This window comes from Clostridium estertheticum, assembly GCF_018861295.1.
GTDB classification, from domain to species: Bacteria; Bacillota; Clostridia; order Clostridiales; family Clostridiaceae; genus Clostridium_AD; species Clostridium_AD estertheticum_D.
The window spans coordinates 453422-471907 of the sequence record NZ_JAHLDM010000001.1 but is presented as its reverse complement, the minus strand read 5'-3'; the positions used below and the strand labels follow the sequence as shown (position 1 = coordinate 471907).

Annotated in this window: 13 protein-coding genes and 1 pseudogene; 2 read left to right on the top strand and 12 right to left on the bottom strand. The window is 31.0% G+C overall.

Annotation, left to right across the window (positions count from 1 at the left end; all coding sequences use genetic code 11):
* Positions 1-65: 65 nt before the first annotated feature.
* Together KPL54_RS02230 and KPL54_RS02225 are read right to left on the bottom strand one after the other, a co-directional pair.
* On the bottom strand, positions 66-1358 hold the full coding sequence (locus KPL54_RS02230) for a hypothetical protein (RefSeq protein WP_216104217.1): 1293 nt from the start codon (positions 1356-1358) through the stop codon (positions 66-68).
* A 790-nt stretch (positions 1359-2148) separates the two neighbouring features.
* Entirely contained in the window at positions 2149-2469 is a 321-nt protein-coding gene (locus tag KPL54_RS02225; RefSeq protein WP_216104215.1) for a hypothetical protein, read from the bottom strand.
* Between the two features lie 297 nt (positions 2470-2766).
* On the opposite strand from KPL54_RS02225, the gene KPL54_RS02220 reads away from it, so the two are divergent.
* Positions 2767-3471, top strand: coding sequence for a DUF4397 domain-containing protein (locus KPL54_RS02220; RefSeq protein WP_216104213.1), 705 nt, complete (start codon positions 2767-2769; stop codon positions 3469-3471).
* A gap of 49 nt (positions 3472-3520) precedes the next feature.
* Here the strand turns inward: KPL54_RS02220 and KPL54_RS02215 are convergent, their stop codons facing one another.
* Together KPL54_RS02215 and KPL54_RS02210 are read right to left on the bottom strand one after the other, a co-directional pair.
* A complete protein-coding gene (locus tag KPL54_RS02215) occupies positions 3521-7147 on the bottom strand; it encodes a 5'-nucleotidase C-terminal domain-containing protein (RefSeq protein ID WP_216104212.1) in 3627 nt (1208 codons plus the stop codon).
* 188 nt (positions 7148-7335) lie between these two features.
* Positions 7336-7530 carry a hypothetical protein gene (locus KPL54_RS02210; RefSeq protein ID WP_216104211.1) on the bottom strand — a complete coding sequence of 65 codons (195 nt, stop codon included), beginning with the start codon at positions 7528-7530 and terminating at the stop codon, positions 7336-7338.
* Between the two features lie 245 nt (positions 7531-7775).
* Between KPL54_RS02210 and KPL54_RS02205 the strand changes: the two are divergent.
* Positions 7776-8801 (top strand): annotated as a pseudogene (locus KPL54_RS02205) (PTS transporter subunit IIC).
* Positions 8802-9026: 225 nt separating this feature from the next.
* Here KPL54_RS02205 and KPL54_RS02200 read toward each other — a convergent pair.
* The 8 genes from KPL54_RS02200 to KPL54_RS02165 all read right to left on the bottom strand — a co-directional run bounded on the left by KPL54_RS02200 (position 9027) and on the right by KPL54_RS02165 (position 18264).
* A complete protein-coding gene (locus tag KPL54_RS02200; RefSeq protein ID WP_216104209.1) occupies positions 9027-9509 on the bottom strand; it encodes a PadR family transcriptional regulator in 483 nt (160 codons plus the stop codon).
* A complete protein-coding gene (locus KPL54_RS02195; protein WP_216104207.1) occupies positions 9491-10339 on the bottom strand; it encodes a DegV family protein in 849 nt (282 codons plus the stop codon). The genes KPL54_RS02200 and KPL54_RS02195 overlap by 19 nt, the downstream gene beginning before the upstream one ends.
* 160 nt (positions 10340-10499) lie before the next feature.
* Entirely contained in the window at positions 10500-12278 is a 1779-nt protein-coding gene (locus tag KPL54_RS02190) for a glucosaminidase domain-containing protein (protein ID WP_216104199.1), read from the bottom strand.
* Between the two features lie 367 nt (positions 12279-12645).
* Positions 12646-13563 carry a polysaccharide deacetylase family protein gene (locus tag KPL54_RS02185; RefSeq protein WP_216104198.1) on the bottom strand — a complete coding sequence of 306 codons (918 nt, stop codon included), beginning with the start codon at positions 13561-13563 and terminating at the stop codon, positions 12646-12648.
* Positions 13564-13798: 235 nt separating this feature from the next.
* A complete protein-coding gene (locus KPL54_RS02180; RefSeq protein WP_216104196.1) occupies positions 13799-14524 on the bottom strand; it encodes a hypothetical protein in 726 nt (241 codons plus the stop codon).
* Positions 14514-15962 (bottom strand): HAMP domain-containing sensor histidine kinase, encoded by a 1449-nt coding sequence (locus tag KPL54_RS02175; protein WP_216104194.1) that lies wholly within the window; start codon positions 15960-15962, stop codon positions 14514-14516. Before KPL54_RS02175 ends, KPL54_RS02180 begins: the two co-directional genes overlap by 11 nt.
* Positions 15963-15965: 3 nt before the next feature.
* Positions 15966-16622: a response regulator transcription factor gene (locus tag KPL54_RS02170; RefSeq protein ID WP_216104192.1), complete on the bottom strand. Its 657-nt coding sequence runs from the start codon at positions 16620-16622 to the stop codon at positions 15966-15968.
* An 862-nt stretch (positions 16623-17484) separates the two neighbouring features.
* On the bottom strand, positions 17485-18264 hold the full coding sequence (locus KPL54_RS02165) for a cobalt-precorrin-6A reductase (protein WP_216104190.1): 780 nt from the start codon (positions 18262-18264) through the stop codon (positions 17485-17487).
* Between the last annotated feature and the right edge of the window lie 222 nt (positions 18265-18486).

The following is an 18486-nucleotide window of genomic DNA, read 5'->3' as shown; positions in this document are numbered from 1 at the left end:
TGTTTAGAATTTTATTGTTAACCCTTAATTAATTTTAATTAAGGGTTAATTCTTTTTGAAAGTTATTATTTTGCTGCTGTTAAAACTACATCATTAGTTCCAACTACTGTTCCAGCTGCATTTAATAATTTAATTGTAACTGTATCTCCAACTACTTTAGCTGGAAATAATGTAGTAGATGCTCCTAAATTAGCTACTGCTGATAATTTGCTTGCGCCATTAAATACTTGGTACTGAGTTGCTCCCGCTTGACTTGAAGTAACATTTATTGCTGCTCCAAATGAAGCAGATTTAACAGTTGCTGTAATTGGTGATTCAACTACTACTACTGGAGCAACATCAAGTGTTCCAGATTGTCCTAATTTTACATCTATTGCTTTAAGTTCATTGTTACTTGCATCAAACAATTTAACTGTTACTGCATCTCCTGCAACTTTAGCTGGGAAAATTGTAGTAGATGTTCCTACTGGTGATTTAGCTGTTAAGTTACTTGTACCAGTAACTATTTGATATTGAGTAGCTTTTGGGAAAGCTTTAAGACCATCAGCTGTTAAAATTACATTTCCTACTGATCCAAAGTTTGCTGCTTTAACTGTAGTATCAAATATTGTTGTTGATGAATTTGTTACTTTTACCATTACTGTTTTCCAGCCTTCATATCCTTTTTTTGCCCAAGTTGTTGATTTTGCTGTATTAACATGTGCAACAAGCATATAAGTTCCTGCTTCTTTAAATGTCATTGAAGGTGTTGCAGCATAACCTGCTGGTCCATTTGACCATGCTCCTGTTGCTGTATTCATTGCGAATAATTGATAAAGGTATGGTCCACTGATTCCACCTATATTGTTTATTCCGTTGAATTTAGCTGTTAAGCCAGTAACTGCAACGTCTGCTGCTCCATTTGTATATACTCTGTTGTTATCATCTTTGCTTACGCAATTAAGTCCTGCAACATAGTAACTATCAAAGTTACCAGTTGAATTTGATTTAACTCCAGTTTTTCCTGCTGCTTTAACCCATATTGAAACTTTATATTTTCCTAATGTTAATGCTTTTGATGCTGGTAACACATAAGGTGTTTTAGAACTTACTGCTGCTGTGTATCCAGTTGTTAGCTCAGTCCATTTACCAGCTTCGTTTCCAATAAATGCTCTGTATTGAACATCACCTGAATATTTTGCAGAAGTTACTGTAAATGTTTCAGTATCCCCAACCACTAGTGGTGAATGTTCTATACCTGCGTAATTAATTGTTGGTGTTGCTACTGTTGCCGCTTTTGCTGTAACATTTGTTAAAGATCCAACTGTTACAAATAATGCTACTAAAGACATACTTAGTATTTTTTTAATCTTTATCATGAATTTTGTCCCCTCCCATATTGTTATATGTTTTTATATTTTTGAAAATAAAAACCTAATTGTTATTGTAGTCCTTTTATAAAGAATACAATTTGTTCTTCTTTAACTACACCCCCTAAGGAGCTATTTTTTTTGTTACTATAAAACGAACTAAATTTGTTTTAAAGTAACATAGTAATTAAAGACTTTAATTTGCATGTAATCAGTTTCTTGAATTTTAAATTTCTTTTCAAAATATCGAATACAGTATAATATTCTGATAATTTGAAACTATTTACACAAAATTTACGATATTTATATTATATAACACTTTTGGTTAAATCTCAATATGTTAATGAAATTTAACATTTTTACTTTATTTTTCACACATTTCATATTTTTTAACACATTTCATAAATTTTCATGTTATTCATGTATTTTTATATAATTTATGTATTTTCATTAGTTACACTTATATAACGTTTATGGTTATATTTTAGTTGCAATTTTTAAAAATTAATTAATTCTATTTAAATCTTATAACTAAATTAATCGTGAATAAACTTCTTATAAATAACTCACTTATAATTTGTATTGGTTGATAACTTTTCTGCTTTATATTCTTTTCACTTATATAACGCTTGTCCCTATACTTTAGTTGCACTTTTCAAAATTCTTTTTAATATTATATAAAACTTAAACATATAAACCTGAACATATACTTTACTTGATATAAGCACTTTTATATGTTTATTATAGTATTTATGATTTATTACAACTTATTTTCTACTTCTTGTTTAGATACTTCATTCTAGTTTTTATTTGCCTTTTTAAAATTAATTACCTTATCATCATTCTTGTAAACTACAGCTGGTATAACACTCACATCGATAATCTCTCCTGTAACATTTTCTATCCAATTTCCATCATAATCTTTAACATAAACTTCTCCGCCTGCGACTATCGTTTTTGAAATTTCTTCTGCGTTTGCTGCATCATTAGCATAAACTAAATCAAAAGCCTTGTTTCCTATTACAACCGTACCATTTGGCAATGCATCAACCGTTGCCAATGTTGTAGCTTTCGCCATCATTAAATCAGTATCAACTGAACTTGTAATTTTATTATTCATATAATTGCCTCCATCACTCTTAAACTTACTCACTCGTAAGTTTATTTATTCGTAAGTATACTTACGGTTAAGTTTATGTTTTGTCTCTTCCGCATTTTTAATCTTTCTACATTGTATAACGGTTGTCCCTGTAATATAGTTGCACTTTCTTAATTATTTTTTGTTAAAACATAAAATAATACACACATATTATATAAGCAAATGAAATTTTTCTTTAAATGGCTATTTTAAACTAGTAACCTTATATGATATTGCTTCATATATTAGTATAGTAAAAATGTTTGAAAGGAGCCCTTTATGTTTTATTGTCCAAAAAATTATAATGATCCATATTCTTTATATAGAGATAACCCTATTTATATGGAAAACTCTATATATAGGGTTGCTACCATGAATTCGTATATTAGAGTTCTTCATTCTTCACCTAAATCACCTGCTGTTGATGTGTATATTAATGATATATTAAAGTTCAGAAATCTTACGTATGGTACCTTTACAGATTATGTTGAGGTTATTAGCGGTGATTACAATATAAAATTGTATCCTGCTGGCACTAAAATCACGCCTGTACTTAATAAAAATATTTTTATTCCGAAAGAATTGATTTATACAGCCGCAGCAATTGGCACTTTGCCAAACATTGATTTGCTCTTAGTTTTAGAACCCAAAGTTAATAATCCTTCTAATAATGCTTATGTTAAATTTACTCACTTATCACCCAATGCAGGAGCTGTTGATGTAACCCTCCCAGACGGTAAAATTCTTTTTAAGAACGTTAAATACAAAGAATCTACTGATTATATAGAAGTTCCACCTGGAACCTATACATTAGAAGTTAAACCTACAGGTACTCAAACTATTGCTTTATATGTCCCAAACGTAAGATTAAAATCTCAACGTTTTTATACCGTATATGCTATAGGCCTCGCGGGCGGCAACCCAGGCCTTCAAGCTTTAATTCCACTAGACGGTAGCTCTTATTTAGATTTTAGAGAAGACTAATTAAAAATACCAAGCGAATATTCGCTTGGTATTTTTTAAAACTGTTTTATTAGGATGCTAGAGATTTTACTCTTATTAAATCTGAATAAGGGCTATTTACTTTAACTCCCTTTACCATCTTATATGATCTTATACTATAGTAATAATTTTTATTTGAAGTAAGACCAATACTATTATACTTCGTAATCTTTGGTGCTGATATTAAGACGTATGGACCGGCACTTGATGTTGCTCTGTAAACCCCATATCCATTTGCCCCAGTTACTTTACTCCAGTTAATACTAATACTATTTTTTGATGGTACTAGTTTTATTGCTGTTGGTACAGAACTAATATTAGTTGGAACCTCTTGCTTAACATTAGTCCTTGATATTTTCCAATTATTTGATAAAGTAGGTGTTATCGTTCCTTTATCTTGAACATATTTGAACATAATATTTCTAACCTGTCCATCATCTCCTAGAGCTTTTGCTGAATCATAAAAAGTCGCGTCTATTGTAGCTTTACTTCCAGGTGTAAATCCAGCAGCTGCCATAAAACCACCGCCACCATTATATCTATAATTGTTAACCGCTACTTTTAATACTTGAGTGTCATTAACTAGTACTCCATTAATTTTTAAATTCTTTATCCTACTTCCACTGATTACCTTTCCTTTTGAATCTACGGTGCAAGCTGGCTGCGTTAAGTCAATATCGTATGTTGCTCCATATAATTGATCAAGATTATAATCTGCAATATTAAGTATTGAGTCTTTTACTATTGGATCAGTGGATTTTGCTACTTGTGCATAGTATCTTACTGACCATTCAAGCCAATTTTTAAGCTGGCTACCTGTCATTTTTAATCCAAATAAGAAGTTCTCAAAAACATATACTCCCATAATATCTTGCCTTTTAACATCGCCCTTTGGCACTTTTGCAGCTAAACTTAGAGGAGCTGCTATAGAAAGCAGCGTTCCTGCTGCATTTGCTTGCACTTTATTTACAAGTTCCATTATTGTTGAAGGCTGGGTTAATTGTTTTTCTCCTTCATATAATGCTGTTGATTTTCCTATCACTGTATTTGTATATTTAAGTGTAGCATCTTGGTATGGCTTTGCGATTGCAAGTATTTTAGGATCAGCTATTGTAGTAGCCGGTAGTGTAATATTCTTTGCATCTACCCCTACATAATTACCCTTAGCGTCGATATTAAGATCTATCTGACTAAAGATTCCATCACCATTCTTTGGTTCAACTACAGGTATTACTTTTCCCTCTGGATTTGTAAATGAATAAGTTTTACCAGTGTGCGTGTGTCCACAAAGAATAGCATCAATTCCTGAAACCTTAGTTGCTACTGCATCTGTTTGATTTTCCGGAATTGTATCACTAGCTCCCTTTATACCACTGTGAATTGATGCTATTACAACATCTGCCCCAGCTGCTTTTATTATTGGAACCCATTTTTGTGCTTCAAGTACCAAGTCATTAAAATGAAGACCTGCATAATGAGTTGGATCTTCCCAACTTGCTATAGTTTTAGTAGTAAGTCCTAGTACTGCGACTTTTGTTGTTTTACCATTTATGGTGAATGACTTCATTATATAAGGTTTAACATAATTTGAATCATCTGATTTATAAGTGTTAGCTGATAATACTGCTATCTTCTCTTTACTCGCATCACCTATAATTCTATTAAGAGTAGTTAATCCATAGTTAAATTCATGGTTACCAAGTGTCCATGTGTCATATCCCATAGCTCCCATTACCTTCATCATTGGATACTCAGATGTAGTATCTATCATGTCATAATAATATGATAGAGGTGTTCCTTGAATTGTATCTCCAGCATCTATTAACATTGTATTAGGATTAGCTTTCCGAACACTTTTAACATATGTTGAAACCTTTGCAAGTCCTACATTTGCTGCAAGTCCTGTATTATAATCTAGTGGGTATATTGCTCCATGTACATCTGATGTTCCTATTATTGATATTTTACTAATTACATTATCTATTCTATTGTTCATTATGGCTGTAATTTTGCCCTTAGCACGAACATCATCATTTAAAGCATCTCGAACTGTGTAATGAGAATCTACTAAACTAGCTTTTATAGTAGGTTCTAAGAATCCAGTAAAGCCGTCTCCACCTGTTGCTACGAAATCAGGTGCATTCACTTTAATTATATCTGTATCTTTTACAATACTGCCGTCACTTTCCCTCTTTATGTTTTGTACCCTTTTTCCTAATACTTCTGGTGTAACTGTTCCATCAAGAGCCACTTTAGCTGATACGTATGATTGTTTTGAAGAATCATATGTGAATTTAACTCCAGAAATTTGTATACCTACTCCATCAGTTTTAACCGCTTGCTCAAATATATATCTAAGCTGCGCTCCGGTCATTGCCACCGTACAAATAGTGTTATCAAAAGGCATAATATTAAATATTGTTCCAACAGTTACATTCCCCTCTGCAATTGGACTTAATCTTATGCCTCCGTTATTTACCATTCCCACTTCTGCTTTCGATTTTGAGTAGTTTTTCACAACGTCTGCCATCCAATTCCCAAGTTGTGACTCGCCATAAGGTGAATCAACTTGATCTTTAGTTAAAGCAGTATCATCTTTCCCAATCACTTCATTAAATGTTGGTAATAATGTTGCACTTGCATCATCAACAATCTTCTTAGCTGTAGGATCTATTGCGGAAGTTTCCGTTACCGTAATCGGATTCCAATTTGTACCTTTTGGTGAGAAAGCTATGATTTTTTTATCATTCCCTACAGTGATTTTTAAATCAATATAACCTTTACCAACTGATGATGCTGTTAATGTAGGAACGTCCTTATTATCACCATCCTTGTTTACAACATCGCCAATAGTATGTGTATGTCCACCAAATACTGCATCTACTCCATGTAATTTATTAACTGTAGTGTTAAGTGATGCACCACCATCATGGACATCTAATAACACAATATCTGCCAAGTTGTTGTCTTTTATATTTTTAGCTTCTTTATTAGTTTCTGTAGCTACATCCTTAAAATCATAAGGTGCTACTAAAGCTGGCATAATTATGTCTGGAGCATCCTTAAGTATTGCTCCTATTACTGCTATCCTAACTCCATCTTTAGTAATTATCTTGTATGGTGCATAAGGTCTCTCACTTGTGCCTTTTTTGTACATATTAGCACAAACAATGCTGTAACTTGCGCCAATCATTGTTTTATCTATTGTCTCAAGTCCCCAATCAAATTCATGATTACCTAAGGCTGTAACTTCCATTCCCATGTCTGAAAACACCTTTTGAACAGGAAGTCCACGAAGCACATTAGATACTGGAGTTCCTTGGTACAAATCTCCTCCTCCAATAATGAGTGTTCTACCTGAGTTCGTAGCTTTTACGTCTTTAACTATTTTAGACAATGCTGCGCCTACGGGTTTTTTATTAGTTGAATCTAAGAGTTGTCCATGAAAATCTGAAATGTCTACTATATCAAATGTTTTATTTGTAGTTGCTGTTACCGCTGTTGATTTTGCTCCTGCCTTTGCCACCGTCTCTGCCGTTGATGTTATTATGGGATCTGCATTTACATTTCGGACTCCCAAAAGCCCATTAAAATTAAATAGGACTAATGTTAATGTTATTACTAAACTAAGCAATTTTTGATGATTCTTTTTATGCATTTAATTTTACCCCCCTTAAGTAAATTTTTTTGGTTTTCTTAAGCCCCCCTTAAGTAAATTTTTTACATTTCATTCTGTATAATATTATACCATATGATATAAAAATTTACAGTTAAGAGTCTAGACTTATATGTTATTTTTATTTAACATAAGTGCTAAAATACCAAGCGAATATTCGCTTGGTATTTTTAAGTGCCACCCACGTGGCAAGTATCATATTCAAATTTATCTATCAACTTTTCATTACCGCTTTTCTTAATGAATTCCTGAAGATGTGTAAATATATTAAATCTATCATTAATAATCTTTAGAATAATTTGAACAGGAAAAAAAGCTACTAAAAGTGTTACTAGAAATTTAAGAATTGAAATGATAAATTCCATCTTTTATCTCCTTTTATTACTAATAAGTTGCTTATTCAAGTGTTTATAATAAGATGTTATAATATTGTCAGTTATTAATGTATATACACAAGTATATATACAAAGGTATACATCTATGATAATATACTTTTATGTAGATATATTATATATTATTTATGATAATACTAATACAATCTATATTAATACTACAAAAATATATTTTATATACATCCACATTAAATTTTGTATTTTATTAGGGGGAAATCATGGAAAAATTTAAACTATTTGCAAAGAAAGCTCTTAGACGGTATTTCTTAGATGCCTTAAGTGCCATGGCATTAGGTCTATTCGCTTCCTTAATTATCGGACTCATTTTAAGTCAATTATCCAAAGTCCCCGGACTTGCTTTTCTTAAAGAGTTTACAGAAATCATTTCTGCTAAATCTCCTGTTGTCGGTGCTGCTATAGGTGTTGCTATAGCCTGGGGGTTAAAAGTTACTCCACTTGCAATGTTCTCATCCGCGGCCACCGGTGCTTTCGGGTATATGTATATGGGTGGTGGTCCAGTTGGAGCTTTCGTCGCAGCAGTAGTCGGCGCCGAATTGGGAAACTTAGTGTTTTGAAAAACAAAATTAGATATTGTAATAGTTCCTATTGTTACTATTTTAACTGGAAGTATAGTTGGTAAATTTGTTGGACCTTTTATCTCAGTGTTTATGACTGATTTAGGTTCAGTAATAAATTCTGCAACTACTCTTATGCCTATTCCAATGGGTATTGCTGTATCCACTTTAATGGGGCTAACCCTCACTGCTCCAATTAGTAGTGCAGCTATTGCAATTTCATTAAACATGTCTGGACTTGCAGCCGGAGCCGCAACTGTTGGTTGTAGTGCTCAAATGATAGGATTTGCAGTAGCTAGTTATAGAGAGAATAAGGTAAGTGGTTTAGTATCTCAAGGACTAGGTACCTCCATGTTACAAGTACCAAACATAATTATGAGGCCTCAGGTTTGGATACCTCCAACACTTGCCGGTGCAATACTCGGACCCTTATCTACTACCATTTTTGCTATGAAGAACAATTCGATAGGTGCAGGTATGGGAACCAGCGGCCTAGTTGGTCAATTTGGAACACTTGCCACTATGCAGGGAAGCGCACCAACCTCTATAATAGTTTTAAAAATATTACTTCTACATTTTATAGCTCCTGCCGCCTTAACCCTACTTTTCTCAGAAATCATGAGAAAGAAAGGGTTGATAAAAGAAGGTGACATGAAGCTGAAGCTATAGTTCCACTGCCACGTGGCGTGGCAAGTTTATAACATAAGGAAAGCCCATACAATACATGAACTGTATTGTACGGGCTTTCCTTATGTTAATTCAAACTTTAAGCTTTCTTATATATATGATACTTTATAAAATGTATTTTGATGTTGTTATTATTGCATACTAATTTTTTTATACTAAAAAAGTTGCAGATGAACATATTATAATTCACCTACAACCTTTAATGTTTTAATTATATAGATCACTATAGATTATTTTAAATACTTCTAAAGCCTCTTCAATCCTATCACGCAGTAAGTATTTTTTATTTTCTAATTCTAATCTACCTTGCTCAGTGATTTTGTAAATCTTTTGTGCTTTTTTAGATTCGTTCCACTCTCCAACTACTAGTTTCTCTTTTTCCAGTTTTTTTAAAAGAGGGTATATTCCGCCTGTACTAGGAATCCAATGACCATTTGTTCTCTCGCCTATCTTATGAGATATGTCGTTACCATTAGTTTCCCCGAGGCTTAGAGTATATAACACATACAAAGGTAGTAATCCTTTTGTGAATACTTGACCCACCGCTTCTTTTTCCTTTCGAACTCTTCGAAGCTCCAAAAGTTTTTTCTTATATTCAATGTACAATCTCTTTTCCTCGACCTTAATGTCTATCTCATTTTCTTTACTTACTTCGTTAGTAGGCTTTTTATCTAAGGTTCCTCTATGCAAACCATTCCTACCAAACCTGGTCCACTATGAACACCCGATACAGGACTTATATATCCTACAAATTCTATGGAAATAACATTTGGATGTTTGCCTATTTTCTCCATTACTTGTTTTGTCTCATCCATTGCATCACCATGCAACATATAAACCCTACATTTCTTCTCATCCAAAATCTTATTTGTAAGTTCTATAAGTTTATTAAGAGACTGCTTTCTACCTCGTACCTTTTCGACGGTACAATACTTACCATCCTCATCAAGTGAAATTATAGGTTTGATATTTAAAAGCTCAGCTATTGTGCCTGCAACTTTACCTATTCTTCCACCCTTTTTCAAGTATTCCAGAGTACCTACTAAAAAGTATAAATGGATTCTTTTTTTAATAGATGGAATAGCTTTAACTACTTCCTCAAAACTCTTACCTTCTTGTATAAGCTTTCCACACTCTGTAACTATTAATCCTTCACCAAGTGCTATGGATTGTGAATCACATACATGAGTGATAATACTCGGATGATTATCACTTGTTAGTTTCATCGCATTATATATACCAGATAACCCAGTAGATAAAGTTATTGCTATCGCATGAGTGTAACCCTCTTCTTCTAATCTTAAAAATAATTCCTCCATATCCTTCATTGATGGCAATGAGGATGTAGGTACTTCTATCTTCATATTATCATAAACATCCTGTGGTGTTATATCCACATTATCCAAATACTCTCTATCAGAATAGATAATCCTAAAGGGCAATACATTAATACTGTATTTCTCTATTAAGTCACTTCTCAAATCGCTTGTAGTGTCTGTTATAAGCGCTATCTTGTCCAAACTAACCCCTCCTACATTAAATATTATCATCATTATATCACTATAATTTATGTGTATCAATACTGATACATATGTATTCATTTATATATTAGTTTGTCCAATAAATACAAATATATACAGTCAATAAAATGTGGGGGACGGTTAACAACTAATGCTTGTCTTACTTATAAACTGGAATATCAAATGTTAACTTAGCCTCAGGACATAAGTCAAAATATTGTTTAATAATTTTTGTTTGACTATTTGCCCAACTAACATCTGTTGCATATTGATGATTAACATTCAAATTATTCCATCTCATTTTGTAAATCGTATTCTGACCTTTGTTTATATATTTTCCTGAAATAAATGCTGCTCCTCCATATATCGCCGAGTCTACATCTGTCCAGGCATTTTTGAATGCTGTGCTTGTCCCAGCTGCATTTGCATCACTATCAATTGCACCAATCCCAAACAAATTATATACAGGCATACCATAAGTATACTCGCCAGTAACTTTTTTTGTACCACCATTTGCCAAGAGTGAAGTACCATGTCCTGTTTCTAGTATTGCATGACCCGCTAAATATAGCGGATTTACATCAGATTTTTGTGCTGCATCAATAAATACTTGACCTTTGCCACTCAATGCATTATTTTCTCCAAACATTGTGTTCAATATATCAGCACTTACACAATCAGAATAATTAAGTTCTACAAATTGATAAACTTTAACTGGATCGTTTCCTAAATTTATCGGGTTTATATTGCTTGTAAGTTGACTTTTAATGCTGTTATAATTTGTTGGAGAATTTACCCATGTCTTATTACCTTCTAATGTATACCCAAGTTTTCCATCTTTTATTGCCGCATAAAGCCACTTGCCACCAATACTAGCTGCTGGAGTATTTCCCATTTCTTCGCTAATAAAATCCTCTAATGAAACATCATAGGGTGTTAATTTAAATGTATTATTTCCCTTTGATACTATTTCATCTAATATATTAATATTAGATATTCGCTCACTAAATTCTGCTTGTTTTGCAGCATTTTTAACTGCTTGTATAAGTCCATTTGCTTTAGTAACATCGACATTCATTTTTGATTTTTCAGCAATACTTACTGCTGCTTCTTCCGCAGCTTCTGCTATTTTTTCATCTGCGTTTGCTTGAAGATCCGCTATTTTACCTTCAGCTGCTACTAGTGTACTAAGTTTTGTAACTAAAAGTTTTTGTGCGCTAGTTATTGATGCATAAGCATTTCTAACTGCTACTACGCCTGTTTTATTTGCTAATGTTAAAGCACTTAATGCTGGCAATGCTATTATTTTAGTATCTACTGCTTTTGCAGAAGCTATATCAGCTGCATTAGGTTTTACTCCAACTACAACATTAACTTTTACAGTTGGCTTTGTTCCAGTTACGCCACTTGGAAGTGCATAAACACCAGTAAATATGTATGTCGCTGTTTTAGTTCCATCATAAGTAGAGCTTGTCCAAGTAACGCTTACGTCCTTAGTTGTATTATCACTTAATTTAAGTGTTACTGTTGTTGGTAGTCCAATATTTGCAGCAGTTGCCCCGTATATTACGTTTTTATTAGCAATAGAACTAACAGATTGAACTGTTATTATATTCACATGTTCTTTATCTCCAGCATCAAAATTAGATGTCCCATCATCATTCGTGTAAGTTACAGCTGGTATAATATTTGCATTAATTATTGATTCTGAAATATTACTTTTCCAATGCCCCTCAAAATCTTTAATATAAACTTCTCCGCCAGCTGTTATTGCACTAGCAATCTCATTAGCATTTGCCTGATTATTAGCATACGTTAAGTCGAAAGCTTTGTTACCTATAACAACACTGCCACTTCCCATTGCTGCAAATGTCGTAATGGATGTTGAACCTGCTATCATTAAAGCAGCAATAATTGAGCTCGTAATTCTCTTATTCATTAATATATACCCCCATCTTCTATGCTCTAATTTTGTTATTCTTTACTTAATACCCCCATAAAACATTAATATTAAAATCTTCTTCATAAGTTAAAAATGATAAACTTTTTCAATTGTTTACACTCATATAACGCTTGCAATTGTAATTTAGTTGCATTTTTATATTGTTCTACATAAAATTTGTAAAAAAATACAAGATATTTATTCGCATGCTCGAATAAACCATTATTCTTATTATCGAGATTATTTAGAACAACTTAACATATAATTACACTCATTTGTCGTCATATTTTCCTTAATAAAGCATATAAAAAAATTATATGCTCCTCTAATTTCTGAATTTATTACTAATTCTAAGATACTAAAATCATTTTATAATTTTAAATTCATATCCACTTGTTTTTAGATAGTCTATAATTTCAGGTAATGCTTTTGCCGTACTTTCCTTACCATATGTATCATGCATTAATACTACTATTTTTTCCTGTTTACCTACATTTTCTTTAAATGCTTCTACTAATTCAGGTGAAGTTTTCTTTTTACCCTCAGCATCGAAAACATATGCATTCCAATCTATACTATATAGGTCTTTTTCTTTTAACTTGGCATTCAACTCAGTCAACTTAGGATCATGGTAGTACACTCTAGACATATAACCTCCTGGCATTCTTATTGCTCGGGCATTAAAATCTTGTCCTAAAATACTTTCTAGAATATTGTTAGTTTTTTCTATTTCAGCCATAAAAACATTTACGTCAAGTTTGTTATGAGGATATATTATTTTCATATCATGACTATAACCATGATTTCCTAAAGCATGTCCTTCTTTTGCAATTCTTTTTATAAGCTCTTTGCTTGAATTATTAGATTCTATAGCATTTCCAAGAGTAAAAAAGGTTGCTTTTATGTTATTATTTTTTAGTATATCTAGTACTTTGGGTGTTACAGTAGTAGATGGCCCATCATCAAAAGTAAGAAACGCAATTTTCTTACCGTCTTTAACTCCTTTACCTTTAGCTATATCTGATATTTTTTGTATATCATAAGTATTTGCAGCATTAGCGACTTTAGCCCTTAGCTCTATAGCTGCACTAGCCGCCTTTTCTTCTTTACTTTTTTCCAATACTGTCTGCGCCCTAACCTGTAATACATGATTTTCTTTGGCTTTAACCTCCATTTTATAAGAATATGCATATCTTGTATAAACTAAACTGCATAATATAATAATAAACATTATAGCTACTATTTTTCTTCTTCTCTTAAACTTCTTGCTTTTTTTTATCATAATTCTCCCCTAATTGTATTTAAACAATATGTTAACTAGTATTTCATCTTTTTTTCTTTTAATGGTTTATCTGATATATTTAATTATATTATGACGATATATTATAAGTTATTAATAGTTGTAAAGTATTTGTAAATAGTTTTAGTTTATCATCCGCTAAATTTTGTTCATGATTTCCAATTATGAAATGTGTATTATACTTTTACATACTTGTTCAGCTATCATACGAAATTCTCTATATTATTCCTACTAAAAAACCGGTTATTTTTTTAGTGTTTCTATCAATAGAAATCATTACTTTCTTATCACCTGCGTCGTTGTCTTCAAATACTAAATTGTAGCTTTCTTGATATTCTACTATTTGATTAACAAACTTTACATTTTTAATATTACCAATATTATTTTTTAAAATAAATTCTTCTGCTATTATTTTTGCTTTGTTTATATCAATACTGTTTTTTAAAGAAGGTTTACCATAAAGATCATTATAGTAACTGTTAAAATATATACATTCTCCTGTTTTTGAATCTATTTTCATAGAAAAGTATGTGGAATTTATATCTTGTGCTTGTTTTACTGCTTTTGTAAAAAATTCTACATGATATAAACCGTTTTCTAATACAGAGTTACTATATTTCAATTGAAATTTTGAAATACTACTTTGATTTATTAGACTTGAATTTTTTTTTACCATAGATGAGCTAATGAAGCTAACATTACTTTCAATCTCTGACATGTAAAGTTTCACATTAAAATATTTTTCTAAATATTCTAAAGTTTTTAATTTTGCTTCCTCCTCTGTTAAGATTTTTTTATCATTCACTATATCTGAAGTATCGGTAACTTTTTTACCTATCTTTTCAACTACTAATTGATTCTTTTTTATGCTAGTAAAATCTCCACACGAAGTTAAAAAAATACTAAAAATTAATAACATAGGAAGTATTGTTTTATGTTTCATGGGATGATCCACTCCCTTCACTATTATTAAATATTAATTTAATTGAAGTCCCCTTATCTATTTCACTTTCAACTTTAAAGCATCCATTATGAATGTCTAATATTTTTTTACATATTGATAAACCTAATCCTGCACCATTATTTGCTCTAGTTCTTGCTTTATCTACCATATAAAAAGGTTCAAAAATCTTATCTACATGATCCTTAGCAATTCCTATGCCATAATCTTTTATTTCAACTTCATATTTAAATTTGTTAATACCAATGTGAATTTCCGATTTGGCCTTGGAAGCTTTTATAGCATTATCTATAAGATTGGATAGTAATACCTTCATTAACTCACGTTGCATCATCATTTCAAAATCATTATCATCTATTACTAAGTTTATGTTTTTTTCAATAAGTTTTGGTATCAATGACCCTTTTACTTCAAAAGCAATGTTTTTTATGCTTTCATTTTGCAGCTTAAACTCTTCTTTTTTTAATAGTATTAAGTCCATTAACCTAAAAGATAATTCCTCTAACCGTTTTCCTTCTTTGTATATATAACCAAGACCATCTATGAAATTTTTTTCATCATATTTGGTGGTACTAAGTAAATTTGCATACCCTATTATAGAAGTTAATGGTGTTTTTAATTCATGAGCCAAGTTATTGATAAACCTCTGTTTTTCATTATTATTTCTTTCTAAGTCATTTATTTTTTCCCCAACAGCACCAGCCATTATATTGAAATTCTCTGCCAGCACACCAAATTCATCCTTAGATTTTATTTCTACCTTTTCGGAAAAGTTACCTTTAATTATTCTTTTAGTAGCTCCTATAAGGTTCTGGATTGGCTTTGTTATATATTTACTTATAAAATACATAAACACCATGAACACTAAAGATACTACTCCGTCCAATTTTAAAAAGAAAATATACTGATTTTTTATTTCTTCGTAAATTCTTGAAATATCTCGTACATAAGTAAATTTATACGATTTTTTGTTTATACTTATCAGATTTGATATGAATATATATGATTTATCACCTATATCCTTTATTATATATTGTCTTGTATCTGGTTGAAGTGATTCGATTTCATCTCTTTTATCAGGCATTTTAAAATTAATATTACTAAATACACTTTTATTATTTACATCCAAAATCTCAACAAAAACATTTTTATCATTGTATTCTTTATAATAATCATTTATAGCATTAGATAAAATTTCATTATCAGAGCTGATATTACGGGAATACATCCTTAAAGTATCATACACAGGAATACTTAAATTCACCCCTGAATAAATACTCAACTGTTCACTTAAAGCTCTATCTACTTCGCTTTTTAATGTTTCATTATGAATCTTTTCTATTATTAAAATTCCTGCAAAGTTAAAGGTTAAAATAAATAATGTCAAAAATAAAATGTATATTCTTTGCCAAAATTTCATCAATTATTCCTCCAACCTATATCCAATTTTATAAACTGTCTTAACATTATCACTTAGGTCTAATTTTTTTCTAATTGAACCTATGTGCATGTCAACAGTTCTAGTTCCTCCAAAGTAATCAAATTTCCAAATTCTTTCTAACAGTATATGTCTAGTTAAGGCTATATTTTTATTTTGTACCAATATGCATAATAGTTCAAATTCCTTAAGAGTTAAATCTACTATTTGACCACTCTTTTTAACTATTCTTTCTTTTAAATATATTTTAATATCTTTAAATTTCAAAAAATCATTAGCTTTTCCATATCTTCTAAGTACAGTTTCAATTCTTGCTAACAGTTCTAGAACATCAAATGGCTTTACAATATAATCTTCTGCTCCTGATTTTAATCCAGTTACTTTATCAATAACTGAGTTTTTAGCGGTAAGAAATATAACAGGAATACCTAAGTATCTTATTTTGTCCATTATAGTAAACCCATCAACATTTGGAAGCATAACATCCAGTAGTATCAAGTCGAACTGTTCATTTTCGATTATATTTATTGCTTCCAATCCATCATAAACTTCTTTAGTTACATAATTTGCTATATTTAAAGTTAGCTTGATTAAGTTTGATATTGCTAAATCATCTTCTACTATTAGAATTTTTCTATTCACATATATCACCTCCAGTAATATTGTTATTTTATTTATTCAAATTTGTTAATATAAATAATCATCTCATATTTCTCTTGTTTTATTTTATCTATTTTTAGCTAGAATGTTATCCACAGCGGTTTGCGCAAGCTATTTCGTATAAAACAAAAAAACAAATATAGACTAATCACTTTATTAAAGTATCTACTCTATACGTATGAATTTATGCTAATCGTCTTTTTCTTATAAATTTATTACTTTCCCAGAACCTAAAAACATGATTACCATATATGAAATTTCCAATCATATTCTTGTTAAAATGATATAGCTTCTATCTTATCTTCTGCTTTATAGTTAACCGTATACAAAGAGTAATTTCCCTTTTGTATTTATTTGTTATAATCTTATTATACCAAATAAGTCACTATTTTTCTATATTTTCCTATATTTCTGTATATTTTTTGTAAATACTAATCTTCCATTAACGAATTCTATATGAGTAGATTCCTTAATTCAAATTTTTAAAAGAGTCTTCGTTCAATTAGTAACTTTCTTTCTCTGAAAAATCACGCCTTATTTAATTTTTTGCAATCTAATTCCTACATTATTTGACTAAGTAGTCTTACTTAATCATCTTAAGGCATCAAAATGGCATCAAAATCCATATTCCCATAGGAAAAACTAATTGATAAACCTCTCAATTATTGGTATAATCCTTTTTGTAATTTCTTTATTAATCATACTTAAATTATAAATACAAAAGAAAAAAGAGACATCTCGCAATAGAAATATACTTTCTATTTTAAGATAGCCCCTTTTTATATTGCGTAATTCTATTCCCCTAAGTCACACTTTCATACATAATACTTTAAATCAAACTCGCTTATTGTTCAGTTACTTCCATTAAACCAGAAACATATTTTACAACTTCTATCTCACTATAAAATACTTTTGAATACTCCATAGGTTTTCTTCCAATTATAAATGCCATTACATTATTATCTATAGCAGCTTTTATTTTATCAAAAGTCCCACCTTGAATTCCGCTATCCTTCATAAGTATTGCTTTGGCCCTGTATTCATTAATAAAGCCGCAATTCAGTTCATATCCTACAGGTCCCTTCATTGCCACTATATCCTCAACCTCAACACCTAGGTCTAAAATCTCTACTAAAACCTTAACTGAAGGTAACACCCTATGTATTACCCTATTCTTTAAATTAAAATCTAGAATTTTACCTATATTTCTGCTACCTGTTGTATTAAGGATAGTTCCATCTATCGTTTTAAGATGCTCATAAAGACTCTCATAATCTTCCACCATAATAACATTTTTATTATCCTTAAACTTCTTAAGAACAGGTGGTCTCTCATATCTAACATATTGTACTCCATAGACTCTACAGGCTTCAATTGCATTTTCTGTAATTTCTAGCGCATATGGATGAGATGCATCAATTAGAATTTTTATATCATTATCTTTTATAACTTGCATAAGTCCAACTAAATCTAATGGTTTTTCATTAAAAACTTTATATTTATAATCCTTCAAAAGCTCTGCACCATATGCTGTAGCTGTTGATATGAAAATATCCTCTGTAAACTTATTTAACCCTGAGAGAATATTTTTCCCTTCTGAAGTACCTACAATTAAACCTATCATCATCATTCACTCCTGTCACCCTTAATAGTGTTAGTGGGAAAACAAGGAAAAATAGTGGGGACGGTTAACAACTAAGTAGCATTTACGATGCCTAAAATCACGAACAAAAGCAGTGGTTAAAAGCGAAAAAAGCAGATAAAAGCGGAGACAGTTAATAACTTTCCCCTGTTTATTGTTATGCTAAAAACTCATTAGTTGTTAACCGTCCCTCCACTCCATCCC